This is a genomic window from Streptomyces sp. NPDC050287, assembly GCF_044459385.1.
GTDB lineage: Bacteria > Actinomycetota > Actinomycetes > Streptomycetales > Streptomycetaceae > Streptomyces.
In genome coordinates this window covers 627,171-651,357 of record NZ_JBITIY010000007.1, presented here as the reverse complement: position 1 = coordinate 651,357, position 24,187 = coordinate 627,171, and the positions used below count along the sequence as shown (strand labels likewise).

Annotated in this window: 17 protein-coding genes and 1 pseudogene; 2 read left to right on the top strand and 16 right to left on the bottom strand. The window is 71.4% G+C overall.

The window, feature by feature from the left end; translation table 11 throughout:
• Positions 1-66 precede the first annotated feature (66 nt).
• The 8 genes from tmk to bldG all read right to left on the bottom strand — a co-directional run bounded on the left by tmk (position 67) and on the right by bldG (position 13,158).
• Positions 67-3,357: a dTMP kinase gene (tmk, locus tag ACIBK3_RS28030; protein ID WP_399369942.1), complete on the bottom strand. Its 3,291-nt coding sequence runs from the start codon at positions 3,355-3,357 to the stop codon at positions 67-69.
• A 207-nt stretch (positions 3,358-3,564) separates the two neighbouring features.
• Positions 3,565-6,384: a type I DNA topoisomerase gene (gene topA, locus ACIBK3_RS28025; protein ID WP_399369940.1), complete on the bottom strand. Its 2,820-nt coding sequence runs from the start codon at positions 6,382-6,384 to the stop codon at positions 3,565-3,567.
• Positions 6,385-6,630: 246 nt separating this feature from the next.
• Complete coding sequence (locus ACIBK3_RS28020) at positions 6,631-6,828, bottom strand: hypothetical protein (RefSeq protein WP_399369938.1); 198 nt, start codon at positions 6,826-6,828, stop codon at positions 6,631-6,633.
• A 375-nt stretch (positions 6,829-7,203) separates the two neighbouring features.
• On the bottom strand, positions 7,204-8,733 hold the full coding sequence (locus tag ACIBK3_RS28015; RefSeq protein WP_399369936.1) for a methyltransferase: 1,530 nt from the start codon (positions 8,731-8,733) through the stop codon (positions 7,204-7,206).
• A gap of 37 nt (positions 8,734-8,770) precedes the next feature.
• Positions 8,771-9,376, bottom strand: a complete 606-nt coding sequence (locus ACIBK3_RS28010) for a small secreted protein (RefSeq protein WP_399369934.1) — start codon at positions 9,374-9,376, stop codon at positions 8,771-8,773.
• A 193-nt stretch (positions 9,377-9,569) separates the two neighbouring features.
• The gene (locus ACIBK3_RS28005; RefSeq protein ID WP_399369932.1) at positions 9,570-11,975 is read right to left on the bottom strand and encodes a sodium-translocating pyrophosphatase; all 2,406 of its coding nucleotides are present in this window, start codon (positions 11,973-11,975) and stop codon (positions 9,570-9,572) included.
• 287 nt (positions 11,976-12,262) lie between these two features.
• On the bottom strand, positions 12,263-12,700 hold the full coding sequence (locus ACIBK3_RS28000) for an ATP-binding protein (RefSeq protein WP_399369930.1): 438 nt from the start codon (positions 12,698-12,700) through the stop codon (positions 12,263-12,265).
• A 116-nt stretch (positions 12,701-12,816) separates the two neighbouring features.
• Positions 12,817-13,158: an anti-sigma factor antagonist BldG gene (gene bldG / locus ACIBK3_RS27995; RefSeq protein WP_006132569.1), complete on the bottom strand. Its 342-nt coding sequence runs from the start codon at positions 13,156-13,158 to the stop codon at positions 12,817-12,819.
• Between the two features lie 82 nt (positions 13,159-13,240).
• Between bldG and ACIBK3_RS27990 the strand changes: the two genes are divergently transcribed.
• A complete protein-coding gene (locus tag ACIBK3_RS27990) occupies positions 13,241-15,790 on the top strand; it encodes a DEAD/DEAH box helicase (protein WP_399369928.1) in 2,550 nt (849 codons plus the stop codon).
• A gap of 191 nt (positions 15,791-15,981) precedes the next feature.
• On the opposite strand, the pseudogene ACIBK3_RS27985 reads toward ACIBK3_RS27990, so the two are convergent.
• The 7 genes and pseudogenes from ACIBK3_RS27985 to ssd all read right to left on the bottom strand — a co-directional run.
• A pseudogene (locus ACIBK3_RS27985) lies at positions 15,982-16,365 on the bottom strand (Rv3654c family TadE-like protein); the annotation flags it as partial.
• Between the two features lie 26 nt (positions 16,366-16,391).
• Positions 16,392-16,817, bottom strand: a complete 426-nt coding sequence (locus ACIBK3_RS27980) for a TadE family type IV pilus minor pilin (protein ID WP_399369926.1) — start codon at positions 16,815-16,817, stop codon at positions 16,392-16,394.
• A complete protein-coding gene (locus tag ACIBK3_RS27975) occupies positions 16,804-17,013 on the bottom strand; it encodes a DUF4244 domain-containing protein (protein WP_399369924.1) in 210 nt (69 codons plus the stop codon). Before ACIBK3_RS27975 ends, ACIBK3_RS27980 begins: the two co-directional genes overlap by 14 nt.
• Positions 17,014-17,179: 166 nt before the next feature.
• Positions 17,180-17,983 (bottom strand): type II secretion system F family protein, encoded by an 804-nt coding sequence (locus ACIBK3_RS27970; RefSeq protein WP_399369922.1) that lies wholly within the window; start codon positions 17,981-17,983, stop codon positions 17,180-17,182.
• Complete coding sequence (locus ACIBK3_RS27965; RefSeq protein WP_399370016.1) at positions 17,980-18,840, bottom strand: type II secretion system F family protein; 861 nt, start codon at positions 18,838-18,840, stop codon at positions 17,980-17,982. The genes ACIBK3_RS27970 and ACIBK3_RS27965 overlap by 4 nt, the downstream gene beginning before the upstream one ends.
• Positions 18,841-18,984: 144 nt before the next feature.
• Entirely contained in the window at positions 18,985-20,259 is a 1,275-nt protein-coding gene (locus ACIBK3_RS27960) for a TadA family conjugal transfer-associated ATPase (protein ID WP_399369920.1), read from the bottom strand.
• A 107-nt stretch (positions 20,260-20,366) separates the two neighbouring features.
• Positions 20,367-21,479: a septum site-determining protein Ssd gene (ssd, locus tag ACIBK3_RS27955; protein ID WP_399369918.1), complete on the bottom strand. Its 1,113-nt coding sequence runs from the start codon at positions 21,477-21,479 to the stop codon at positions 20,367-20,369.
• Positions 21,480-22,096: 617 nt separating this feature from the next.
• Between ssd and ACIBK3_RS27950 the strand changes: the two genes are divergently transcribed.
• Positions 22,097-22,930: an HAD family hydrolase gene (locus ACIBK3_RS27950; protein ID WP_399369916.1), complete on the top strand. Its 834-nt coding sequence runs from the start codon at positions 22,097-22,099 to the stop codon at positions 22,928-22,930.
• 393 nt (positions 22,931-23,323) lie between these two features.
• Here the strand turns inward: ACIBK3_RS27950 and ACIBK3_RS27945 are convergent, their stop codons facing one another.
• Positions 23,324-24,148: an oxidoreductase gene (locus tag ACIBK3_RS27945; RefSeq protein WP_399369914.1), complete on the bottom strand. Its 825-nt coding sequence runs from the start codon at positions 24,146-24,148 to the stop codon at positions 23,324-23,326.
• Positions 24,149-24,187 lie beyond the last annotated feature (39 nt).

The following is a 24,187-nucleotide window of genomic DNA, read 5'->3' as shown; positions in this document are numbered from 1 at the left end:
GTTGCGGGATCCATTGTGCGGGCCGCCACTGACAACCGGCCGAAACCGGCGACCGAGCGCTCGGGTTCAGCCCCGCCGCCCCCGGCCGCGCCGCCCACGGCCCCCGTCGTCGCCGTCGTCCTCGTGCGGCCCGAGGAGTTCGTCCGCCAGCGTGGGCAGATCGTCCAACGGCGTCTCCTCCGCCCAGTCCGACCGCGCCCGCCGCCGCGGAGCCCCGTGCTCGTCCACCTGCGGCAGCTCACGCGTACGGTCCTCGCCCCCGTCGGGCCGCGGCTGCGCCTGCTCGTCCCGGAAGAAGCCCGGCGGGACCCGGTCCGAGGGAGCCTCGTCCCGAACGGGAGGCAGTACCGCCGTCTCGTCCGCGGCACCGGGCGGCGGCGCGACCGGCGGCAGCACCGCCGTCTCGTCAGCGGCCCCCGGAGGAACCGGCGGCAGAACCGCCGTCTCCTCCGCGGACCCCGGAGGCGCGGGCAGCTCGGCCGTCACCTCGGAGTCGGACCCGGGCCCGCCGGAGCCAGAACCGGAACCGGCGCCGGAAGCGCTGTCGGCGCCCTGCTCCCCCGCCCCCTCGTCGGCCCGCACCCGCGGCAGCACCGCCGTCTCGTCGACCGGACCGCCCGACGCGTTCGTCGGCGTCACCATCGGCGTCTGCACCGTCGCCGCGTCCGGGGTGGCGCCAGGAGGCTTCGGCCCCGCGGGCGCACCAGGAGCCGTCCCCTGAGGTCCGGTCGGCCGGGGACCTGCCTCCGCCGCGGCCGCCGCCTGCTCGGCCAGCCGGCGTGCCTCCTCGGCCCGCAGCAACGCTTCTTCGGCCTTGCGCTGCTTCTCCAGGCGTCGGGCCTCGGCCTCGGCGCGCAGCCGGGCCTCCTCCTCGGCCTGCTTGCGGCGCCGTTCTTCCTCGGCCCTGCGACGTGCCTCTTCCTCCGCCCGGGCCTTCTCCTCGGCGAGGAGCCGCTGACGCTCCTCCTCGGCCCGGCGACGTGCTTCCTCGGCCCGCAGCCGGGCCTCCTCCGCCTGCCGTTCGGCCTCGCGGCGCTGCGCCTCCTCCAGCTCGCGCCGCTTGCGCTCCTCTTCTTCGGCGCGCAGCCGCTCCAGCTGCTCCTGGCGCTCACGCTCCAGGCGCTCCTCCTCGGCCTTGCGGGCTGCCTCCTCCTCGGCCTTCCGACGCGCTTCCTCCTCGGCCTTCCGACGCGCCTCTTCCTGCGCCTGGACCTCCGCCTCGGACAGCGGCAGCATCTGGTCGAGCCGGTGCCGGACGACCGTCGTGACCGCCTCGGGCTCCTGCCCCGCGTCCACCACCAGGTAGCGCCCGGGGTCAGCGGCGGCCAGCGTGAGGAAACCGGAGCGCACGCGCGCGTGGAACTCGGCCGGCTCCGACTCCAGGCGGTCGGGCGCCTCGGTGAACCGCTCGCGGGCGATCTCCGGCGAGACGTCCAGCAGCACCGTCAGATGCGGCACGAGTCCGTTCGTGGCCCACCGGTTGATACGGGCGATCTCGGTCGGGGACAGATCACGGCCCGCCCCCTGGTAGGCCACGGACGAGTCGATGTAGCGGTCGGAGATGACGACCGCGCCGCGCTCCAGCGCGGGCCGCACCACCGTGTCGACGTGTTCCGCGCGGTCCGCCGCGTACAGCAACGCTTCCGCGCGGTGCGAGAGTCCGGCGCTGGAGACGTCCAGCAGGATGGAACGCAGCCGCTTGCCGACCGGCGTGGCGCCCGGTTCACGGGTGAGGACGACCTCATGGCCCTTGGCGCGGATCCACTCGGCGAGCGCCTCGGCCTGGGTGGACTTGCCGGCCCCGTCGCCGCCTTCCAGGGCGATGAAGAATCCGGTCGACACGGGCGCGGTCACCGGGTCGTCGCCGCCGAGCAGCGCGTCGCGCAGGTCGTGCCGCAGTGGTACGCCGGAACGGTCGTCGACCTTGGCGAGCACCAGCGCGGCCACCGGCAGCAGCAGCGCACCGACCAGCATCAGGGTGAAGGCGGCGCCGCCGTGCGCGAACACGAACTTGCCGTTCTCCAGGCGGTGCGGGCCGATCGCCGCGGCCACCACGGGCGCGACGACCGCGCCGAGCGCCACGGACACCCGCACCACCGCGTGCAGATGCTCGGTCGTCCGGGCCCGCCGGTATTCCTCGGTCTCCTGGTCCAGCAGGGTGTGCCCGGTGTTGGCGGCCACGCCCGCGCCGGCTCCGGCCAGCACCATGATCAGCAGCACGCTGGTGACGTCCGGGACGAGCCCGGCGGCCAGCAGCGCGACTCCGGTGAACGCGATCGCCAGCGCCAGCAGCCGGCGTCGCGACAGCGTCGGCAGCAGCGAGGGCGCCGTACGGATACCGACGACGACACCGCCGGTCAGCGCGGCCACCAGCAGGCCGTACAGCACCGGGCCGCCGCCCAGGTCCTTGGCGTGGAGCACGGCGACGGCCACCGCGGCCGCGACCGATCCCGCGACGGCGGCGCAGGCCGGCACCAGCAACGGGATCGCGCCGGTACGGCCCTTGTCGACGCCCGTGCCCGTCTTGGGCCGGCGCAGCCCCTCCAGCGGCGAACGCGCGCGCGGGGTACGCGTGTCGGGCAGTTCCAGGAAGGTCAGCACGGACAGCGACGCGGCGAACAGTCCGGCCGCGACGTACGACGCGAGCGCCGCCTGGTGCTGGGCGAACCAGGCGATCCCCGAGCCGAGCAGGTTGTTGAGCAGACCGGCGACGACGAGCGTGGCGGCCGCGAGCGGGATCGCCACGAAGCTCGTGCGCAGCGACAGTCGGCGCAGCGCGTCCATGTGGTCCGGCAGCGGCCGTACCGTCGCGCCCTCCGGCGGTGGCGCGGGAAGCAGAGCGGGCGCCGCGCTCTCCCGGCACACCGTCCAGAAGCGCTCGGCGACGCCGGTCACGAAGGCGGTGACCAGGAGGACGGCCAGCGCGTCGTCGGGAGTCCAGTCGATCCACAGGGGCGCCACGATGAGCACCGCGGCCCGCAGCCCGTCCGCGCCGACCATCGTCCAGCGCCGGTCGAGCGGGCCGTCCTGGGAGGTGAGCGAGGTGAGCGGGCCGAGGAGCACGGCTCCGAAGAGCAGCGTCGCGAGGACGCGCGCTCCGAAAACGGTCGCCACTGCGAACGCCACGCCCCGGTAGCCACCGCCGAACGAGCCCTCGGCGATGGCCGCCTGGAGGGCGAGAACGACGAGAACCAGAAGCGCGAGGGTGTCGCCGACACCGCCCACGAGGTGCGCGCTCCACAGCCGTTTCAGCTGCGGGCGGCGCAGCAGGGCGCGGACGGCGCGTTCGCGGGAGTCCGCGACCAGGGCGTCGTCGGGGGCCGGGTGAGTGGCCGTTGGCTGCTCGGCTGGGGTCATGCTTTCAGCCTATCGGGAGGCACCGACAGCCCGGAGTGCGCGTCCGAACGTGCGCACGCCCCGACACCAATGTGATGCCGGGGCGTTCGTTTTGCGAACCCTAGGTGGAGGAACGCGGAAGAACCGAGGATCGCCCAGTTCTTCGCGAGGGCCCTCCGCGAGAACCGTCAATCCTCCGTGAGGAGCGTCAGTCCTCCGTGAGGACCGTCAGTCCTCCGTTGCCGTCTTCGAAGCCGTGGCCCTCTTGGCCGTCGTCTTCTTGGCGGTCGTCTTCTTCGCGGCCGTCGTCGTCTTCTTCGCCGCGGTCTTGGCAGCGGTGGCCTTCTTTGCCGGTGCCTTCTTCGCGGGCGCCTTCTTCGCCGTCTTCTTGACGGGCCCCTTCGCCCGCTTCTCGGCGAGGAGTTCGAAGCCGCGCTCCGGGGTGATGTCCTCGACGCTGTCGCCGGAACGCAGGGTCGCGTTGGTCTCCCCGTCGGTGACGTACGGCCCGAAACGGCCGTCCTTCACCACGACCGGCTTCTCGCTGACCGGGTCCGTGCCCAGCTCCTTCAGCGGCGGCTTGGCGGCCGCACGGCCACGCTGCTTGGGCTGGGAGTAGATCTCCAGCGCCTCTTCCAGCGTGATGGTGAAGAGCTGGTCCTCGGACTGCAGCGAGCGCGAGTCCGTGCCCTTCTTCAGATACGGGCCGTACCGGCCGTTCTGCGCGGTGATCTCCACGCCCTCGGCGTCCTTGCCGACGACACGCGGCAGCGACATCAGCTTCAGGGCGTCCTCGAGCGTCACCGTGTCGAGGGACATCGACTTGAACAGCGAGGCGGTACGCGGCTTGACGGCGTTCTTGCCGGTCTTCGGGGTGCCCTCGGGGAGCACCTCGGTGACGTACGGGCCGTAACGGCCGTCCCTGGCGATGATCTGGTGGCCCGTCGCCGGGTCGGTGCCCAGCTCGAAGTCACCGCTCGGCTTGGCGAGCAGTTCCTCCGCGAGCTCGACGGACAGCTCGTCGGGGGCCAGGTCCTCGGGCACGTCCGCGCGCTGATGGTTCTCGGAGTCCTTCTCACCGCGCTCGACGTACGGGCCGTAGCGCCCGACCCGCAGCACGATGTCGTTGCCCACGGGGAACGACGACACCTCGCGGGCGTCGATGGCGCCCAGGTCGGTCACCAGCTCCTTGAGGCCACCGAGGTGGTCCCCGTCGCCGTTGCCGGCCTCTGCCGCGCCGCCGTTGTCCGAGCCCTCGCCGAAGTAGAAGCGCTTGAGCCACGGCACGGCGCGCGCCTCACCGCGGGCGATACGGTCGAGGTCGTCCTCCATCCGGGCGGTGAAGTCGTAGTCGACGAGGCGCCCGAAGTGCTTCTCCAGGAGGTTGACCACGGCGAAGGACAGGAAGGACGGCACCAGGGCCGTGCCCTTCTTGAACACATAGCCGCGATCGAGGATCGTGCCGATGATCGACGCGTACGTCGACGGGCGGCCGATCTCCCGCTCTTCGAGCTCCTTGACCAGGCTGGCCTCGGTGTAGCGGGCCGGGGGCTTGGTGGCGTGCCCGTCGACCGTGATCTCCTCGGCGCTCAGCCGGTCGCCCTCGTTGACCTGGGGAAGCCTGCGCTCGCGGTCGTCCAGCTCCGCGTTCGGGTCGTCGGCGCCCTCGACGTAGGCCTTCAGGAAGCCGTGGAAGGTGATGGTCTTGCCGGAGGCGCTGAACTCGACGTCCCGGCCGTCGGCGGCGGCGCCACCGATCTTCACGGTCACGCTGTTGCCGGTCGCGTCCTTCATCTGGGAAGCGACCGTCCGCTTCCAGATCAGCTCGTAGAGCCTGAACTGGTCGCCGGTCAGTCCCGTCTCGGCAGGCGTGCGGAAACGATCACCCGAGGGTCGGATCGCCTCGTGCGCCTCCTGGGCGTTCTTGACCTTCCCGGCGTACGTCCGCGGCTGCGCCGGCAGGTAGTCGGCGCCGTAGAGCTGCGTGACCTGGGCGCGGGCGGCGGTGATCGCCGTGTCGGACAGGGTGGTGGAGTCCGTACGCATGTAGGTGATGAAGCCGTTCTCGTACAGCTTCTGGGCCACCTGCATGGTCGCCTTCGCGCCGAAGCCGAGCTTCCTGGAGGCTTCCTGCTGGAGCGTCGTCGTACGGAACGGGGCGTACGGCGAGCGGCGGTACGGCTTCGACTCGACGGACCGGACGGAGAACTGGGTGTTCTCCAGGGCGGCGGCGAGGGCACGGGCGTTCGCCTCGTCGAGGTGGAGGGTGTTCGCGCTCTTGAGTTGTCCCAGGGAGTCGAAGTCGCGGCCCTGCGCGACCCGCCTGCCGTCGACGGTCTGGAGGCGGGCGACCAGCGACGACGGGTCCGACGGGTCCCCCGCGCGGCCGGTCGCGAAGGTGCCCGTCAGGTCCCAGTACTCAGCAGAACGAAACGCGATGCGCTCGCGTTCCCGCTCCACGACAAGCCGTGTGGCGACCGACTGGACACGGCCGGCCGACAGCCGCGGCATGACCTTCTTCCACAGGACCGGCGAGACCTCGTAGCCGTAGAGGCGGTCGAGGATGCGGCGGGTTTCCTGGGCGTCGACCAGCTTCTGGTTGAGCTGGCGCGGGTTGGCCACGGCCGCCCGGATCGCGTCCTTGGTGATCTCGTGGAAGACCATCCGCTTGACCGGGATCTTCGGCTTGAGGACCTCCTGGAGGTGCCAGGCGATCGCCTCGCCCTCCCGGTCCTCATCGGTGGCGAGGAAGAGCTCGTCGGAGTCCTTCAGCAGGTCCTTGAGCTTCTTGACCTGCGCCCGCTTGTCGGCGTTGACGACATAGATGGGCTGGAAGTCGTGCTCGACGTCCACGCCGAGGCGACGGACCTCGCCGGTGTACTTCTCGGGCACTTCGGCGGCGCCGTTGGGGAGGTCGCGGATGTGCCCGACGCTCGCCTCGACGACGTATCCGGGGCCGAGATAGCCCTTGATCGTCTTCGCCTTGGCAGGCGACTCGACGATGACGAGTCGGCGGCCGCCCTTTGCGGGGTCGCTGGTCGGGGACAACTTCGCTCTTCTCTCCGGTCGACGCTGGGATCTCTCCCCAGGCCTTGGTCCCGGGGTCGGGTCATGCTGACGCTGCGGAGTGTGACGGTACATCCCGCCCCCGTGTCAAACGGGAAAAGCCCGCAACGGCCACTCGAACGGTAACCCGACTACCGCCATTCCTGCCGCCCGGAGTGTCCACCGCCTCTTTCGAGCCTGTCCGGAGGGTGACCTCCTCTTTACGGAGTCGCAGCTCCGGCGCACTGACTACACGCGCGTGAAGCACCAGGTTCCGACGGCCAGCGCGATCACCGCGGCGAGGGTCGCGAGGGTCGCCGATGCGACAGGGCTCACACCGTGGGCGACCGGTTCGCGGTGCCGTACGCGGCCCGCGGTCCACGCCAGCAGCCCGCCCCCGAACAGGGCGAACACCACTCCTGCGAAGATCGCCGGTCCGCTCTCCATCGTTCCCGTGCCCCTTTTCCCCTTAACGTGTTTCCAGCCCGTGGAGGCTGACACGCGCGGGCAGCGCCCAGGAGAACCCCGGGTGAACGTGGGACCGACACGGCTGCGGACTACGGCGTTCCGCTCTCCTCGGCCGACCGCGGACCGCGCCGGGCGGGGTATTTTTCCGGTCGTCTTCTTGCTTGCCGGGTTCTGAGCTCTCGTTGTCGGGTTCTGAGCGGTCCAGTCCGAATTCTTGCCGTCGAGTTCTGAGCGGTCCGGTCCGGAGTTCTTGACGTCGAGTTCTGAGCGGGCCAGTCCCCGTGCCTGTCGCCGGGCCTGAGCGGCCAGGGCGAGCCGTCGCCGATGCCCGCCTGCCCCACTGGCCACACCCGCTCACGCCGGTTCGATGAACCCCTGCTCCACCAGCAGCCGGATCTGGGTGGGCGTGCGGTCGCGCAGCAGCACGGGGTCCTCGCCCACCAGCTGGGCGATCGCGTCAAGGATGCGGCCCGCGCTCAGCGAGCCGTCGCACACGCCGGCGAATCCCGCGCCGACCGTGTCCACCTTGGTGGCCCGGCGCATCCCGCGGTTCTGCCGCAGCACGACATGCTCGGGATCCTCGGCGCCGGGCAGCCCCACCTGCTCCTGGATGATCTCGCCGGCCAGCTTGAAGTGCTCCGCGAGCAGGGCCGCGTCGTCATGCGCCCGCAGGTAGTCGAGACGTTCGAAGTGCGCCCGCACCGCGTCGCCGAGCGGCTGCTCGACCGGATGCGGCCACTCCTCCACGGTGACCGAGGGCACCGCGTTCCCCGTCCTGCGCAGGGTGATCCAGCCGAAGCCCACGGCCTTCACCTTGCGCGCCTCGAACTCGTCCAGCCAGGCGTCGTACCGCGCCTCGTACGCGGCCGGATCGTCCCGGTGGTCGCCGGCGTCCCTGAGCCACAACTCGGCGTACTGCGTGATGTCCTGCACCTCGCGCTGCACGATCCAGGCATCGCACCCGCGCGGCACCCACGACCTGAGCCTGTCCTGCCAGTCCTCCCCCTCCACGTGCTGCCAGTTGGCGAGGAACTGCGCGAACCCGCCCTCGTTCAGCCGTTCCCCCGCCCCTTGAACGAGCGACCGGCACAGATCATCCCCGCCCATCCCGCCGTCCCGGTACGTCAGCCGGGCGCCCGGAGAGATCACGAAGGGCGGGTTGGAGACGATCAGGTCGAAGGTCTCGTCGTCCCGGACCGGCTCGAACAGCGAGCCCTCGCGCAGGTCGGCTGCCGGGGCTCCGGACAGGGCCAGGGTGAGCGCGGTGATCTGCAGCGCGCGCGGGTTGAGATCGGTAGCCGTCACGCGCGTGGCGTGCTGTGCGGCGTGCAGTGCCTGGATCCCTGAGCCGGTGCCGAGGTCGAGGGCGGCGGAGACGGGCGTACGGACGGTGATGCCCGCGAGAGTCGTGGACGCGCCGCCCACGCCGAGGACGACGGCTGTGTCCGCCTGAGTGCCCCGGCTGCCGATGCCGCCGGCCCCGCCGACCGCGCATCCCAGGTCGGACACGATGAACCAGTCCTCGCCGCCGGGCCCGCCGTACGGCCGTACGTCCACGGTCGCGGCGAGCTCGCCCTCGGGGCCCGCGCCGACCCGGACCAGCCACCCGCTCTCCAGGCACGCGTTCACCTGCAGAAAGTCCACCACGCGCGCGTGCGGCACCGGTTGCTGCAACAGGAACAGCCGTACGAGCGTCTCCAGCGGCGTGTCGCCGCGTGTCGCCCGGAGTGCGGGCACGGTCTCGCTGCGGGCGAGCGCCGCGTACGCGGGCGCACCGAGGAGTTCGAGCAGCCCGTCAGCGGTGAAGGAGGCCCCGAGCAGGGCGTCCCGCAGCCGGGCGGTGACGTCGGGACGGTCGGACGCGGGCAGGCGGGAGGTACTCACGACCCCATTGTGACCCGCGCGCCCTCCGCGGGGTGAGTCAGCTCTTGGTGGCCGGGGCCGACGTGGTCGCCTGCTTGCAGCCCGTCTGCTCGGCCAGCGCCTGCTTGGTGTCGCCCTGCTCCAGGTTCTTCAGTGCGGTGAGCGCGCTGTTGCGCTGGCTCTCCATCTGCTTCATCTCGGCGGACACCGTCTTCAGGCCCGTCGCGAACTTCCCCTGGTTCTTGGTGTCGAGCTCGTCGACCTTCTTCTTCAGGTCGGCGTACGCCGTGGAGAGCGACGTGAGCTTCGTGACGGCGTCCCGCTGCTTCGTCGCTCCGCCCTCGACGCCCGGAGGCGCCCCGGCCTTGTCGATGACGTCCGCACGCGCCTTGTAGCCCTCGGCCAGGTCCTGGAAGGCCTGGGAGTCGGTCTTCTGGAGTTCCTCGGGCGTGCTGGTGGTGTCCTTGGCCGCCTTGGTGATGGCGTCATAGGCCGCGGAGATCTTCGTGTTCTGAGCCGGTACCGGGTCGCAGACCTTCTTGGCCCAGGCGTCCAGTTCCTTGTTTCCCTCGTCGCTGCTGCATCCCGTCAGCGCCAGTACCAGTACCGCACCGCCGGACAGTGCGGCCGCGAGCTTCTTGTTCACCGGATTGGTCCCTTCCATGGCTCTCGGCCCCGGAACATACACGGCATGGGGACGACGGCCGCGTGACAGCTGACGCATTCGTTATGCCTTGTGGTGATTCGCACCAAGCGAGAGAAGGCTCACGATGACGGCGCACGCACAACAGGCGGGCGACAGACGCGACATCGCGCGCCTCCCGCCCGCCCTGTGAGCTGGGCTCCGGCCTGCCCGGCTAGGAAACCACCGCCGGATCAGCCGACTTGGACTCCTGGTCGGCGTTGTCTTCGTCACCCACGGCGATCCCGCGCCGCTTGGAGACGTAGACCGCGCCGGCGATCACCAGGAAGGCGAGCACCGCGATCGCGATCCGTACGCCGACGTTCTTGTCGTCGCCGTAGCTGAACTTGATGACCGCGGGCGCGATGAGCAGCGCCACCAGGTTCATCACCTTCAGCAGGGGGTTGATCGCCGGACCGGCGGTGTCCTTGAAGGGGTCGCCGACCGTGTCGCCGATCACCGTGGCGGCGTGGGCCTCGCTGCCCTTGCCGCCGTGATGGCCGTCCTCGACGAGTTTCTTGGCGTTGTCCCACGCGCCACCGGAGTTGGCGAGGAACACCGCCATCAGCGTGCCCGCCCCGATCGCGCCCGCCAGGAACGAGCCGAGAGCGCCGACGCCGAGCGTGAAACCGATGAAGATGGGTGCCAGTACGGCGAGCAGCCCGGGCGTGGTGAGTTCGCGCAGGGCGTCCCTGGTGCAGATGTCGACGACCTTGCCGTACTCCGGTTTCTCGCTGTAGTCCATGATCCCGGGATGCTCGCGGAACTGCCGCCGCACCTCGTAGACCACGGAACCGGCCGACCGCGACACGGCGTTGATCGCGAGCCCCGAGAAGAGGAAGACGACCGCGGCACCCGCGATGAGGCCGACGAGGTTGTTGGGCTGGGAGATGTCCATCATCAGGCTCATCGGCGCGCCCGCACCGGACAGCTTCTGTCCCACGTCCTGCGCGCCGGTGGTGATGGCGTCGCGGTACGACCCGAAGAGCGCCGACGCCGCCAGGACGGCGGTGGCGATGGCGATGCCCTTGGTGATGGCCTTGGTGGTGTTGCCGACCGCGTCCAGGTTGGTGAGCACCTGGGCGCCGGCGCCCTCGACGTCGCCGGACATCTCGGCGATGCCCTGGGCGTTGTCGGAGACCGGCCCGAAGGTGTCCATCGCGACGATCACGCCGACCGTGGTGAGCAGGCCGGTGCCGGCCAGCGCCACCGCGAACAGCGCCAGCATGATGGACGTACCGCCGAGCAGGAACGCCCCGTACACACCGAGGCCGATCAACAGGGCGGTGTAGACGGCCGATTCGAGGCCGACCGAGATACCGGCGAGGACGACGGTGGCCGGGCCGGTCAGCGAGGACTTGCCGATGTCCTTGACCGGACGGCGGCTTGTCTCGGTGAAGTAGCCCGTCAGCTGCTGGATCACGGCCGCGAGCAGGATGCCGATCGCCACCGCTACCAGCGCGAGGATCCGCGGGTCGCCGTCCCTGCCCCGGATCGCCGCGTCGGTGACGCCGTCGAGATCGGCGTAGGTTCCGGGGAGATAGACGAAGACAGCGATCGCCACCAGCGCCAGCGAGATCACCGCGGAGATGAAGAAGCCGCGGTTGATCGCGGACATGCCGCTGCGGTCGGCGCGCCGCGGGGCCACGGCGAAGATGCCGATCATCGCGGTGATCACACCGATCGCGGGGACGAGCAGCGGGAAGGCGAGCCCGGCGTCGCCGAAGGCCGCCTTGCCGAGGATCAGCGCGGCGACCAGGGTCACGGCGTACGACTCGAAGAGGTCGGCCGCCATGCCGGCGCAGTCGCCGACGTTGTCGCCCACGTTGTCGGCGATGGTCGCGGCATTGCGCGGATCGTCCTCCGGGATGCCCTGCTCGACCTTGCCGACCAGGTCGGCGCCGACGTCGGCGGCCTTGGTGAAGATGCCGCCGCCGACCCTCATGAACATGGCGATGAGGGCCGCGCCGAGACCGAAGCCCTCGAGGACCTTCGGCGCGTCGGCCGCGTACACCAGCACCACGCAGGAGGCACCCAGCAGACCGAGCCCCACCGTGAACATGCCGACGACGCCGCCCGTACGGAAAGCGATCTTCATGGCTTTGTGCGAGACGGCGGTGAGATCCTTTTCCGGTTCACCCGCCGCCGGGGTCGCCTCGCGCGCGGCGGCCGCGACACGCACATTGCTCCGTACGGCGAGCCACATGCCGATATAGCCGGTGGCCGCCGAGAACGCCGCGCCGATCAAGAAGAACACCGACCGCCCGGCACGCTGATTCCAGTCGTCCGCGGGCAGCAGCATGAGCAGGAAGAACACGATCACGGCGAATACGCCGAGGGTGCGCAACTGTCGGGCCAGATAGGCGTTCGCGCCCTCCTGGACCGCGGCTGCGATCTTCTTCATGCTGTCGGTTCCCTCGCCCGCGGCGAGCACCTGGCGCACCAGGACGCCCGCCACCACGAGGGCGGCGAGAGCCACGGCGCCGATCACCGACACGAGGACTCGATTGCTGTCGGTCAGGACCGCTGCCGCGAGGGCCGTGGAGTGGTCCAACTGAAGTGGGGAAGAAAGCCCCGCCATTCGTCCTCCTTGACGCTTGGGCTGAGCTCAAGATGGTGGACGGATTCTAGAGATCTGTTCCTGATCAAAACAGTACGCGGCAACCGGAATCTGCTACACCCTGCCGACACGCCGGTAATGCGTCGAAAGCATTTTCGGCTCATCCAATGATCGGAAATTGCTCGTGAATTACTTCACGAATTCAAAATGCTCTTGAAAAGGCAACAAAAACAACGGAGGGCCCTGCTCAGCAGGGCCCTCCGAAGAGATTCGGGGTGCGTCAGTGACGGCGGCTGACGTCTGTTGCGTCAGGGAAGCACCGCGACGGGCGAGGTGGTCGGCCAGGTCATACGGATCGAGCCGCCGTGTTCTCCGGCGGTGACCTCAACGTCGTCGACGAGGCCACTGATGACCGCGAGGCCCATCTCGTCCTCCTCGGTCTCGGCGTCGGGGTCGTCGCCGGTGGCGCCGGGTGCCCGGTCACCGGGAGCGTGCCGCGGCGCCTCGTCGCCGACCTCGATGGAGAACTGTTTCTCCTCCTCGATCAGCAACACCTTCACCGGTGCCGTGATGCCGCTGTTCTGGTGCAGTCCGACGGCACGGGAGCAGGCCTCGCCGACCGCGAGTCTGACCTCGTCGAGAACGGCCTCGTCCACTCCGGACCTGCGCGCCACCGCTGCCGCCACCAGTCGGGCGGTCCTGACGTGCTCGGGCAGCGCGCTGAAGCGGAGTTCAACGGTGGCCATGCATCCCCCTCGGAACTACGGGCGTGCGGTGGTGGACCGGGCTGCCGAAAGCCGGCCCCCTTGTTCAACGTCGGCCGTGCCGGGCGCGGATCCTTGGGCCGCGCCCGGAACGGTGGTCAGTCGGTGGCCGCCACCGCTTCCTCGACCGAGGTGTGGATCGGGAACACCTTGGTGAGGCCGGTGATACGGAAAATCTTGAGAATGCGCTCCTGGTTGCAGACCAAGCGCAGCGAGCCCTCATGAGCCCGCACCCGCTTCAGTCCGCCGACCAGCACGCCGAGACCGGTGGAGTCGAGGAAGTCCACGCCCTCCATGTCGACGACAAGGTGGAAACTGCCGTCATTCACCAGCTCGACCAGCTGCTCGCGCAGCTTGGGCGCGGTATATACGTCGATTTCGCCACCGACCCTGACGATCGTGCGATCGCCGACGGTTTCGGTCGACAGGGACAGGTCCACGGATCCTCCAGCACCTTGCTATCGAGCGGTCGCCCCTCGGGACACCTCGGCTTGAAGCCCCCAGGACGGTTCGCCAGCCGCGATGGCATTCAATCACTTACCGGCAGGCGTACACGACGCCTTGGTCCCATTGTCCGTCACGCCAGTGACACACTCGGTGCCAATGGCCAAGAATCACCAATCCGATCGACCCTCGGCGCAGCCCGTCTCCCGGCTCACGCCGAGCACGGTCCTGGACCGGCTCGCCGCGGGGCCGAACCGGGCTTCGCGCATCACTCATACGGAGCACTTGCCCCCGCGTGCGGGTCGCCATGCCGTTTGGCCGGACCGGATCCGCTCCGAGGTCATCGCAGCCGTGCAGGCCTGCGGTATCGAGCATCCCTGGGCCCACCAGGCACGCGCGGCCGAGCACGCCCTGGACGGCGAGTCGGTGGTCGTCGCCACCGGCACGGCCTCGGGCAAGTCCCTGGCCTACCTCATGCCGGTCCTGTCCACCCTCCTGGACGGCTCCGAGGCCCCGAACGGCCGCGGCACCACCGCCCTCTACCTGGCGCCCACGAAGGCACTCGCGGCGGACCAGTGCCGCTCGGTGAAGGAATTTTCACAATCCCTGGGCCATTCCGTCCGACCCGCGGTCTACGACGGCGACACGCCGGTGGAAGAACGCGAATGGGTCCGCCAGTACGCCAACTACGTGCTGACCAACCCGGACATGCTGCACCGGGGCATACTCCCGTCCCACGCCCGCTGGTCCTCCTTCCTGCGGTCCCTGAAGTACGTCGTCATCGACGAGTGCCACACCTACCGGGGCGTGTTCGGCTCGCACGTCGCCCAGGTGCTGCGCCGGCTACGCCGCCTCTGCGCCCGCTACGGCGCCTCTCCGGTGTTCCTGCTGGCCTCCGCGACCGCCGCCGAGCCCTCGGTGGCCGCCGGCCGCCTCACCGGCCTCCCCGTGCTCGAGGTCGCGGACGACGCCTCTCCCCGCGGTGAACTGGTGTTCGCCCTCTGGGAGCCCCCGCTCACCGAGATGCAGGGCGAGAAGGGCGCGCCGGTCCGCCGCACGGCCACCGCTGAGACGGCCGACCTGCTCACCGATCTCGCCGTCCAGGGCATCCGTACGGTCGCCTTCGTACGCTCCCGGCGTGGCGCCGAGCTGATCTCGGTGATCGCCCAGGAACGCCTCGCCGAGGTCGACCGCTCCCTGGCCCGGCGTGTCGCGGCCTACCGCGGCGGCTATCTCCCCGAGGAACGCCGCGCCCTGGAACAGGCGCTCCACTCCGGCGAGCTCCTCGGCCTCGCCGCGACGACGGCCCTGGAACTCGGCATCGACGTCTCCGGCCTCGACGCCGTACTGATCGCCGGTTACCCGGGCACGCGCGCCTCCCTGTGGCAGCAGGCGGGCCGCGCGGGCCGCGCCGGCCAGGGCGCCCTCGCCGTATTGATCGCCCGCGACGACCCCCTGGACACCTTCCTCGTCCACCACCCCGAGGCCCTGTTCGACCAGCCCGTCGAGTCCACCGTCCTCGACCCCGACAACCCGTACGTCCTCGCCCCGCACCTGTGCGCGGCCGCCGCGGAAGTCCCGCTGACGGAGGAGGACCTTGAGCTGTTCGGCCCGGCGTGCGAGGAGCTGCTCCCGCAGCTGGAGGCCGCGAAACTGCTGCGCCGCCGTACGAAGGCCTGGCACTGGACCCGCCGGGAGCGGGCCGCCGACCTCGCCGACATCCGCGGCGGAGGCGGCCGGCCGGTCCAGGTCGTCGAGGCCGGGACGGGCCGCCTGCTGGGCACGGTCGACGAGGGCGCCGCGCACTCGACCGTCCACGAGGGCGCGGTCCATCTGCACCAGGGCCGCACCTACCTGGTCCGCTCCCTGGACCTGGAGGACTCGGTCGCCCTGGTCGAGCAGGCCAGCCCTTCGTACGCCACGGTCGCCCGCGACACCACGGCCATCTCCGTCCTGGAGACCGACATCGAGGTCCCCTGGGGCGCCGGACGCCTGTGCTACGGCTCCGTCGAGGTCACCAACCAAGTGGTCTCCTTCCTGCGTCGGCGGCTCATCACCGGTGAAGTGCTCGGCGAGACGAAACTCGACCTCCCTCCTCGTACGCTGCGCACACGCGCCGTGTGGTGGACGGTCACCGAGGATCAGCTGGACGAGGCCCGGATCAACCCGGAGATCCTCGGGGGCGCCCTGCACGCGGCCGAACACGCGTCGATCGGCATGCTGCCCCTCTTCGCGACCTGCGACCGCTGGGACATCGGCGGCGTGTCCATTCCCCTGCACCCCGACACGCTCCTGCCGACCGTCTTCGTCTACGACGGCCACCCCGGCGGCGCGGGCTTCGCGGAGCGCGCCTTCCACACCGCCCGCGCCTGGCTCACCGCCACCCGCCAGGCCATCGCCTCCTGCGAGTGCGAGGCCGGCTGCCCCTCCTGCATCCAGTCCCCCAAGTGCGGCAACGGCAACGATCCGCTGCACAAACGGGGGGCCGTACGACTGCTCACGGTGCTGTTGCGGGCCGCACCGGAGGAGCAGCCGGAGGGGGTGGCCCTGACGCGTCCGGAGGGGACGCCGGGGGAGCGGGAGGACGGGACGGCGCTGGTCCGTCCGCAGGGGGCGTCGGAGGGCTAGGGAGGGCCAGAGAGACTAGGGCTAGGGAGGGCCAGAGAGACTGGGGGCAGCCCTGCTGTGCCTGCGGGGTGCAACAGGGCTGGGTCCGCGCGGGGCGCCCCGGCCGCGTCCGCAAGGAGAGCCCACCTTGCGCCCGCACGCGGCGACCTCGCTGTGCCCGCTGAGGGCGTCGCCAGGATCGGCTCCTGCCCCGGGGCCGGCGCCGGCTCCTGCTCCGCAGGACCCGCCCGCGCCCTGACCTCCGCCTCGAACGGTCCCTGTCCCGACGCCGCCGTCACGTCGGAGATCTCCCCCACGACCACGCACCGCACCAGCCGGGCGCTCTGGGCCCGTGCCACGCGGTCTGCGCGGGCGCAGGCCGCCGTATCGCCGTCCGCCCAGTGGTCCGCGGCCGCGAGTGCCGCGAGATCCGCGCCTCCTGCGGCTCGGTGCCGGGCGACCATGGCCTGCCCCATGGCCAGCACCGCGCCGAACACGACACACAGGACGGCGATCACGGCGACGCTCCAGACGGTCGCGGAGCCGCGGTCCCCACCGGGCGCGGCGAACCGCCGGACCGCATCCCGGACCGTCACTCGAAGGCGAGCCGAGCAGCAAGCGTTCACCTCTCCTCCCCCACGGTCTCCTCGCCGCTCTTCCCCGCGCTCTCCTCCACCGACGCCACGGCCTCCTCCCGTACTTCGAAGGGGAGGCCGCGCAGTACCGGGGACTCCGCCACGACGGTGACCCGGACCCGGTCACCCTCCCTGCCGACCGTGACCCTCGCGTGGCGCGGTGCTGCTCCTCGGGCCACCTCGACGACCGCGTCGGCCGGGTCCTGGCGGGCCGCCGCGCGGGCGCCGGTGCGTGCCGCGTCCACGCACTGGATCTGCGCGGCCACGACCAGCAGCGCCCACACCAGCGCCATCGCGAACATCACCAGCACGGGTAGCACCACGGCCGCTTCCGCGGTGACGAACCCCTGGTCCGAGCGCCTGCTGAACCTCTCCGTCGACTTCCTGCCCAGCTCCCTCTCACATCTGCGCATGGAGAGCCCGCCTCACGATGCCCTGCAACTCCGCGCTGACCTCACCGCTGGAGAGCACCTTGTAAAGGACCACCGCGAACGCCACCGCAGCCACGATTCCCATGGCGTACTCCGAGGTGACCATTCCCGCGTCCCTGCGCGCCGCACGCGCCCTGCACACCAGGACACGCAACCGCGCCCGTACCGCCTTGTACATCTCAACCCCCGTGAGGATCCGTTCCGTTGCCTTCTGGCTTCTGGCTTCTGACTGCTGGCTTCTGGCTTCTGACTGCTGACTGTCTACGGCCGTTTCCTGCAGCCTCTTGGCTACGACCGCTGCTCACTGCTCCTCGCCGGTTGCCCGCCGACACTCGCGCGTTCCGTCATCCACCACCCCCTCTCAGCGCCCCGCCGGCCAGCCCGATCACCACGGGCAGCACACCGACCGTGATGAACGCGGGCAGGAAGCACAGCCCCACCGGCGCGGTGATCAACACGCCCGCCCGCCGTGCCCGTGCTGTCGCGGTGCGGGTCCAGTCGGCACGGGCGTCGGCGGCGAGCCGGGCGACCGGTGCGGCCGCCGGAAGCCCGGATACGTCGGCCCGTTCCAGCAGTCGTGCGAGGGCGCCCGCGCCCGGCGTCGCGGCGAGCCGTCTCCATGCCTCGCCCGGTTCGCCGCCGAGCCGTACCTCCGCCGCGCCACGCGCCAGCGCCGCCCCGACCGGACCGCCGAGAGCCTCGCCCACGGCCTGCGCCGCGATCACCGGCCCGGCACCCGCCGTGATACAGGCCGCCAACAGATCGGCGGCGAGCGGTAGTTGCCGTGCCGCCTCCCGGGTATCGGCATCCGGTCCGATACCGGCGCCAGCGCCGGTACCGGACACCTGCCGAAGACGCCACCGCCACAGCCCAGCGGCCACGACCAGCCCGGCCACGGCACCGGCCACACCTCCGACCAGCACCCACGCGGCGCACGCCACGCCGGTCGGCGGAAGCCATCGCCGCGCCAACTCCCGTAGGTCGAAGCGTGGTCTGACGCGGGCCTGCTGGGAGACAGGCAGCAGCGCGGTCAGCCGCCGGCGCGTCCTCCGTTCGTGCCGTACCGTCCCCGCCCACAGCAGCAGGCACCCGAGGGCGAGCGCCGCCCCCATGGCAACCCCCAGCCTGTGGACAACTTCCGCGCTCATGTCGCCTCCGCTCCCCGCACGATCCGCGTCGCCCACCACATCCCGAGGCCCTCCAGCGCGGCCCCGGCCAGCAGGCACCCCAGTCCGGCGCCGGTGTGCAGCAGCACGTGGAGAGGGTCGGCGCCGAGAGCGGTGCCGAGGAGGAGACCCAGGGCGGGCAGACCGGCGAGCATCACCGCTGTCGACCGGGCACCGGCCAACTGGGCGCGCAGGTCCGCTCGTCGGTCACGGTCGGCACGCAATGCCCCTTCGAGCCGGTCGAGTCCGGCTGCGAGGCCGGCGCCCTGGTCCACGGCCACCCGCCAGCAAGCGGCCAGAGCCCGCAGCCCCTCGGCGCCCGGTTGCCGCGCCGCCGACGCGAGCGCTCCCGGGACATCTCCGCCGAACCGCGCCGCCGCCAGTACCGCCGCCTGCGCGTCACCGAGCCCACCGGAGTCCTGGGCGGCCCGCAACAGCGCCTCGCCCGGTTGCCGCCCCGAGCGCACCTCCCCGGCGAGCGCGCCGCACAGCGCGATCACCGCGTCTCCCCGGCGCGCCCTGGCGCGCCTGGCCTCCCTGGCCAGTCGCACCCGCCGTAACAAGGGCACTCCGGCCAGCCCCGCGACGGCCGGCAGCACCGAGGCCCCCAGCACCGCCAGCGCCAGCCCGGCGACCGCCGACCACCACTCGGCCCGCAGCCGCTCGCAGATGCGCCGCAGCTCGCCCGACAGCTGCCGCCAGGAAGGCGGCCCGACCCCCACCGCTCCACCACCCGCGAGCAACAACTGCGCCCGCCGCGCCCCGGAGCGCCGGCCACCCACCCACCAGACAACCGCCCCCACACACGCCGCGGTCACCACATCCGGCACCGCACTCATCCCGCTCACCACGACCCCCGCCGTCATCACGCTCGCTCCGCTCACCGCGCCACCCCCACCGCCATCGCGCACCCTTCGATCACCGCGTCACTCCTGCCGCTGCCGCACTCGTCCCGACGGTCACGCCACCCCCACCGGAATCCCTCACACACCTCGTTCACCGCCGCGTCCCTCTCCAGAGCCATCACCGCCCCGTCCCCCTCCAGGGGCCTCGGCGCGGAGCAAAGCCCGCAGCCGCTCCCAGCCCTCCTCGTACGCGAACGCATCCGCGCCCCACCGCAGCGCCGGCACCGTTCGCACCAGGCCTGACGGATCACGGTCCAGCACGTGCACCTCGGCGATCCGGCGTCGTCCGGCCCGGTCACGGACGAGGTGCAGGACGACGGACAAGGCGGCGGCCACCTGGCTGTGCAGGGCCGCCCGGTCCAGGCCCGCGGCCGTGCCCAGCGCCTCCAGCCGGGCCGGTACGTCCGCGGCCGCGTTCGCGTGCACCGTTCCGCAGCCGCCGTGGCCGGTGTTCAACGCGGCCAGCAGGGCGGCCACTTCGGGCCCGCGCACCTCGCCCACGACGAGCCGGTCCGGCCGCATCCGCAGTGCCTGTCGCACCAGGTCCTGGAGGGTGACGAGGCCGGCGCCCTCCTGGTTGGCGGGTCTGCTCTCCAGCCGTACGACGTGCGGATGCTCCGGCCTGAGCTCCGCCGAGTCCTCGGCGAGCACGATCCGTTCGTCCGGCTCGACGAGCCCCAGCAGGGCGCTCAGCAACGTCGTCTTGCCACTGCCCGTACCACCGCTGATGAGGAAGGACAGCCCCGCCTCGATCAGCGCGCGCAGCACCAGGTCCCCACCCGGCGGCACCGTGCCCGCCGCCACCAGCTCGTCGAGTGTGAATGCGCGCGGCCGGGCGACCCGTAGGGACAGCGAGGTACAGCCGACGGCCACCGGGGGCAGCACCGCGTGCAACCGGGTTCCGTCGGGCAGCCGGGCGTCCACCCAGGGCCGTGCGTCGTCGAGCCGGCGTCCGGCCACCGCGGCCAGGCGCTGCGCGAGCCGTCGTACGGCCGCGGCGTCCGCGAAGGAGACGGCGGTCAGTTCCAGTCCGCCGCCCCGGTCCACCCAGACCCGGTCAGGGGCGGACACCAGCACATCGGTCACCGACGGGTCCGCGAGCAGCGGTTCCAGCGGCCCGCTGCCGACCAGTTCGGACCGCAACTGTTCGGCAGCGCACAGGACTTCGGCGTCCCCGAGCACCCGCCCCTGCTCGCGCAGCGCCTGTGCCACCCGCGCGGGCGTCGGTTCGCGCCCACTCTCGGCAAGCCACTGCCGGACGCCGTCCAGCAGCCCCGGCGGCACCCCGGGCAGGCCATCGCGCAAGCCCGAGGGCGTCCGCCCCCGCGCACCATCCGCCGGTCCCGAGGGCATCGCCCCGAGAGCTCCATCCGCCCGTCCCGATCCCATCGCCCCCCGCCCACCGGCGAGCGACCCCGCCCACGAGCCCCGACGGCCCCCCGCAAGCTCCGACGGTGTACTCATGCCGCCCTCGCCTCCAGCAACGCCCGCTCCCAGAACCCTTTGCAGAAGCGCGCCAGCGGTCCCCGTCCGGCCGCGCCGGGAGGTGTCCTGCCTCCGTGCGGGCGCAGCAGGTGGGCCTCCACCGGCACTTCTCCGGCGAGTGGCAGCCCGAGCAGCCTGGCGACTTCGCGGTCGTCGAGTCCGGGGGCGTACGGGCCGCGTACGGCGACCCTCAGGTCGCGCAGGACCATGCCGACAGCGGCGGCCACCCGGCCGGCCGCCGCGACGGCCCGCAGTTCGGCGGGGACCACGAGAATTCCCATGTCGAGCTGGGCGAGGACCTCGGCGACCCCGTTGTCCATACGGCGGGGCAGATCCACGACAACCGTGCCGCCCCTGCGACGGGCCGCGGCGAGCACCGCCCGGACTGCCTGGGGCGGGACGGCGACGCAGTCACCACGGTCCCAGCTGAGTACGCGCAGCGAATGCAGTTGGGGAAGCGACTCCTCCAGGGCGCCGCCGCCGACGCGCCCGCGGGAGGCGGCGAAGGCGGGCCAGCGCAGCCCTTCGGCCGTCTCGCCGCCGAGAAGGACATCGAGTCCGCCGCCCAGCGGATCGGCGTCCACCAGGAGTGTGCGCATTCCCTCACGCGCGGAGGTGACGGCGAGGGCGCACGCGAGCGTGGACGCTCCGGCCCCGCCTCGGCCGCCGAGGACGCCGACGGTGAGGGCGGGCCGGCCGACGCCTTCGGCCACGTCGGCGATGCGGTCGACCAGCCACTGCTCGCCGTCGGGGAGCATCAGGACGTGGTCGGCGCCGATCTCCACGGCCCGCCGCCACACCCCGGAGTCGTCCTGGTCGCGGCCGACCAGCACCACGCCGTTTCTGCGGGTGGCCCCCCGCACTCGTCGTACGGCGTCGTCGCCGACCAGGACGAGCGGCGCGGACTCCCAGCCGCCCCGGCCCTCCGGCACCCCGTGATGGACCTCCGGTGTGGCACCGGCCGCCGCGCACAGGCGCAGCAGGTCATCGAGGAGATCAGTGTCCTCCGTGACGATCAACGGTTTGCCCTGCCGCCCTCCGGCAGCGGACGCTGAATCATGTGTGACGGCTGCGGCCATCCTCTCCATCCCCCTTCACTGCGTCTCCCGCGGCCGGCGAGGGCCCGGGATCCGCCTCTGTCGCGCAGCCCCTGCGGCCCCGCGATTCCCAGACGCGTGGAGACCGGCAAGAGGCCTCCATATGAACGGCCGAAACGAACCCGGCCGAACCGCCCGCTCTCACCGGATCCGGCCATGAACTCGACGGCAGCGGGACGCGTTGGAATCACGGTGCAGCGATCCCGGAAATCGTGTGGATCTTGGTCGATAACTGTGGACAACTCGACGGTTGTGAATATCGCCATCACCCATACCGGTGACCCCTGTACCACCCGCTGTGCGACTTCCGCAGAGCACCGCAGCGCACCGCGTCAGCTACGGACAGTGACGGAGCGTGGGCATGCGAAGGAGGCGGCCGCAGCCGCCTCGGTTCGGCCTCACGGCCAGGGGGAGGAGAGAAAAACGCGTCCGGACATGCGACGACCCCCGCCGGGGGGGAGAGCGGGGGTCGTCTTCACGGCCGACTCGGGGGGGGAGGAGTCGGACCGCGTTAGCACGGTCGCGAACGATCCGTGACTTCCATGGTGTACCCGACAGCCCTCTCAGGCAAACCCACGCGCCCACCTTACGCCGAATGGGCTGCGCCTATGCTCGGGCTTGTGGAAAACCACTCGTTGCCCCGCACAGCGGCGTTCTTCGACCTGGACAAGACGGTCATTGCGAAGTCGAGCACGCTCACCTTCGGCAAGTCCTTCTACCAAGGCGGCCTGATCAACCGCAGGGCCGCCTTGCGCACCGCCTACGCCCAGTTCGTCTTCCTCGTGGGCGGCCTCGACCACGACCAGATGGAGCGCACGCGCGAGTACCTGTCCGCGCTCGTGCGCGGCTGGAACGTCCAGCAGGTCAAGGAGATCATCGCCGAGACCCTGCACGACCTCATCGATCCGATCATCTACGACGAGGCCGCGTCCCTCATCGAGGAGCACCACACGGCCGGCCGGGACGTCGTGATCGTGTCCACGTCGGGCGCCGAGGTGGTCGAACCGATCGGTGAACTGCTCGGCGCGGACCGGGTGGTGGCGACTCGCATGGTGGTGGGCGAGGACGGCTGCTTCACCGGCGAGGTGGAGTACTACGCGTACGGCCCGACCAAAGCCGAGGCGGTCAAGGAACTGGCCCGGTCCGAGGGATACGACCTCGAGCGCTGCTACGCCTACAGCGACTCGGCGACCGACCTGCCGATGCTGGAGGCCGTCGGTCATCCCCATGCCGTGAACCCGGACCGCGCTCTGCGCCGCGAGGCCCTGGCGCGCGGATGGCCGATTCTCGATTTCCACCGGCCCGTCCGGCTCAAGCAGCGCTTCCCCGCCTTCTCCGTACCTCCCCGACCGGCGCTCGTCGCGGTAGCCGCCATAGGCGCCGCGGCAGCCACCGCGGGCCTCGTCTGGTACGCGAACCGCCGCCGCTCGGCTCCTGCCTGACCCGCCACCTCTGCGCAGAACGGGTCATTCAACTCCACCGGCGCCTGTTTCACGGCTATTTGAACCCAAAAGTAAAGAAGTGCAACCAGGCCTTCCGCTTGCTTCCGTCCTGGAGTACAAAGGGGTTAACGGCCCGCGAGACCAAGGACATCCGAGAGGATCACCTTAGAAACGCATTTGGCCCCACGGACCGAGCATGAACACCGGGCACCCACGCGACGTCGACCCGTCGATTACGGGCCAGCCGCACCAGGTGACGGGCAAAGTTCCCGGCCTGATGGGCACCATTCGAGGACGCTTGGTACCCCGGTGAACATGCCAGCGGCGGTACGAATTCTCGTACCGCCGCAACCCTTTTCCGCAGTCTGTGACGCCGCCCCGCGCGCGTAGCCCCTACGCCGCCCCGCGCTGCAGCGCCTCGCACACCGCCGTGGACTCACGCGCACCCAACTCGATCGCCCGGCCGCAATGGCCGATCCAGGCGGCCATGCCCCCGGGAGTGCCGGAGACATAACCGTCCAGGGCCGCCAGATAGGACGCGCGGCCCAGTTCGGCATGGCCCACCTCCGCCGGGCAGACGGACTTGGGGTCCAGACCGCTGCCGACCAGGACGATGCGCTCGGCCGCGCGCGCGATCAGGCCGTTGTGGGAAACAAAGGGCCGCAGGGCCAGGAGTTCGCCGTGCACGACGGCAGCCGTGACCAGCGCGGGGGCCGAACCACCCGCGATGATCAGCTCGGCGAGGCCTTCGAGGCGGCCCGAGACCTCGGCCGCACCCGGCAGCGGCAGTTCGATGAGCGGCTCGTCGACCGGCTCACCCTCCTGGCGCGGACGCCCGACCTCGTCGTCGTCGGTCGCGGCCGCCACCAGGTGCAGCCGGGCCAGCACCCGCAGCGGCGACTGGCGCCAGATGGACAGCAGCTGGCCCGCCTCGGCGGTCAGCCGCAGGGCCGCGCCCATGACGCGCGCCTCGTCGTCACCGCTGAAGTCGGAGCGCCGACGCACCTCTTCGAGCGCCCAGTCCGCACCGGACAGCGCCCCCGAGCCGCGAGCACCGCGCAGGGCCGCCTCGGAGGTGATCTCGTTGCTGCGACGCCGCATGACCCGGTGTCCGTAGACCCGGTCCACGGACTTACGGACGGATTCCACGGACTCGGCCACACCGGGCAGCGAGCCCAGGGCGGCGAGCGGATCGGCGTGCGCGCCTGTCGTACTCATAAGTACGACCCTACGCAGCCCGAGCACGCACCCCACGAA

Excerpts from the sequence above, each read along its gene's own strand:
- ACIBK3_RS28010 (WP_399369934.1), bottom strand. The coding sequence starts at position 9,376 with ATGGAAGGGACCAATCCGGTGAACAAGAAGCTCGCGGCCGCACTGTCC.
- ACIBK3_RS27980 (WP_399369926.1), bottom strand. The coding sequence starts at position 16,817 with ATGCGCAGATGTGAGAGGGAGCTGGGCAGGAAGTCGACGGAGAGGTTC.
- ACIBK3_RS28020 (WP_399369938.1), bottom strand. The coding sequence starts at position 6,828 with ATGGAGAGCGGACCGGCGATCTTCGCAGGAGTGGTGTTCGCCCTGTTC.
- ACIBK3_RS28005 (WP_399369932.1), bottom strand. The coding sequence starts at position 11,975 with ATGGCGGGGCTTTCTTCCCCACTTCAGTTGGACCACTCCACGGCCCTC.
- ACIBK3_RS27970 (WP_399369922.1), bottom strand. The coding sequence starts at position 17,983 with ATGAGCGCGGAAGTTGTCCACAGGCTGGGGGTTGCCATGGGGGCGGCG.
- ACIBK3_RS28000 (WP_399369930.1), bottom strand. The coding sequence starts at position 12,700 with ATGGCCACCGTTGAACTCCGCTTCAGCGCGCTGCCCGAGCACGTCAGG.
- ACIBK3_RS27965 (WP_399370016.1), bottom strand. The coding sequence starts at position 18,840 with ATGAGTGCGGTGCCGGATGTGGTGACCGCGGCGTGTGTGGGGGCGGTT.
- ACIBK3_RS27975 (WP_399369924.1), bottom strand. The coding sequence starts at position 17,013 with ATGTACAAGGCGGTACGGGCGCGGTTGCGTGTCCTGGTGTGCAGGGCG.
- ACIBK3_RS27990 (WP_399369928.1), top strand. The coding sequence starts at position 13,241 with ATGGCATTCAATCACTTACCGGCAGGCGTACACGACGCCTTGGTCCCA.
- tmk (WP_399369942.1), bottom strand. The coding sequence starts at position 3,357 with ATGACCCCAGCCGAGCAGCCAACGGCCACTCACCCGGCCCCCGACGAC.
- ACIBK3_RS27960 (WP_399369920.1), bottom strand. The coding sequence starts at position 20,259 with ATGCCCTCGGGACCGGCGGATGGTGCGCGGGGGCGGACGCCCTCGGGC.
- ssd (WP_399369918.1), bottom strand. The coding sequence starts at position 21,479 with ATGGAGAGGATGGCCGCAGCCGTCACACATGATTCAGCGTCCGCTGCC.
- ACIBK3_RS27950 (WP_399369916.1), top strand. The coding sequence starts at position 22,097 with ATGCTCGGGCTTGTGGAAAACCACTCGTTGCCCCGCACAGCGGCGTTC.
- ACIBK3_RS27945 (WP_399369914.1), bottom strand. The coding sequence starts at position 24,148 with ATGAGTACGACAGGCGCGCACGCCGATCCGCTCGCCGCCCTGGGCTCG.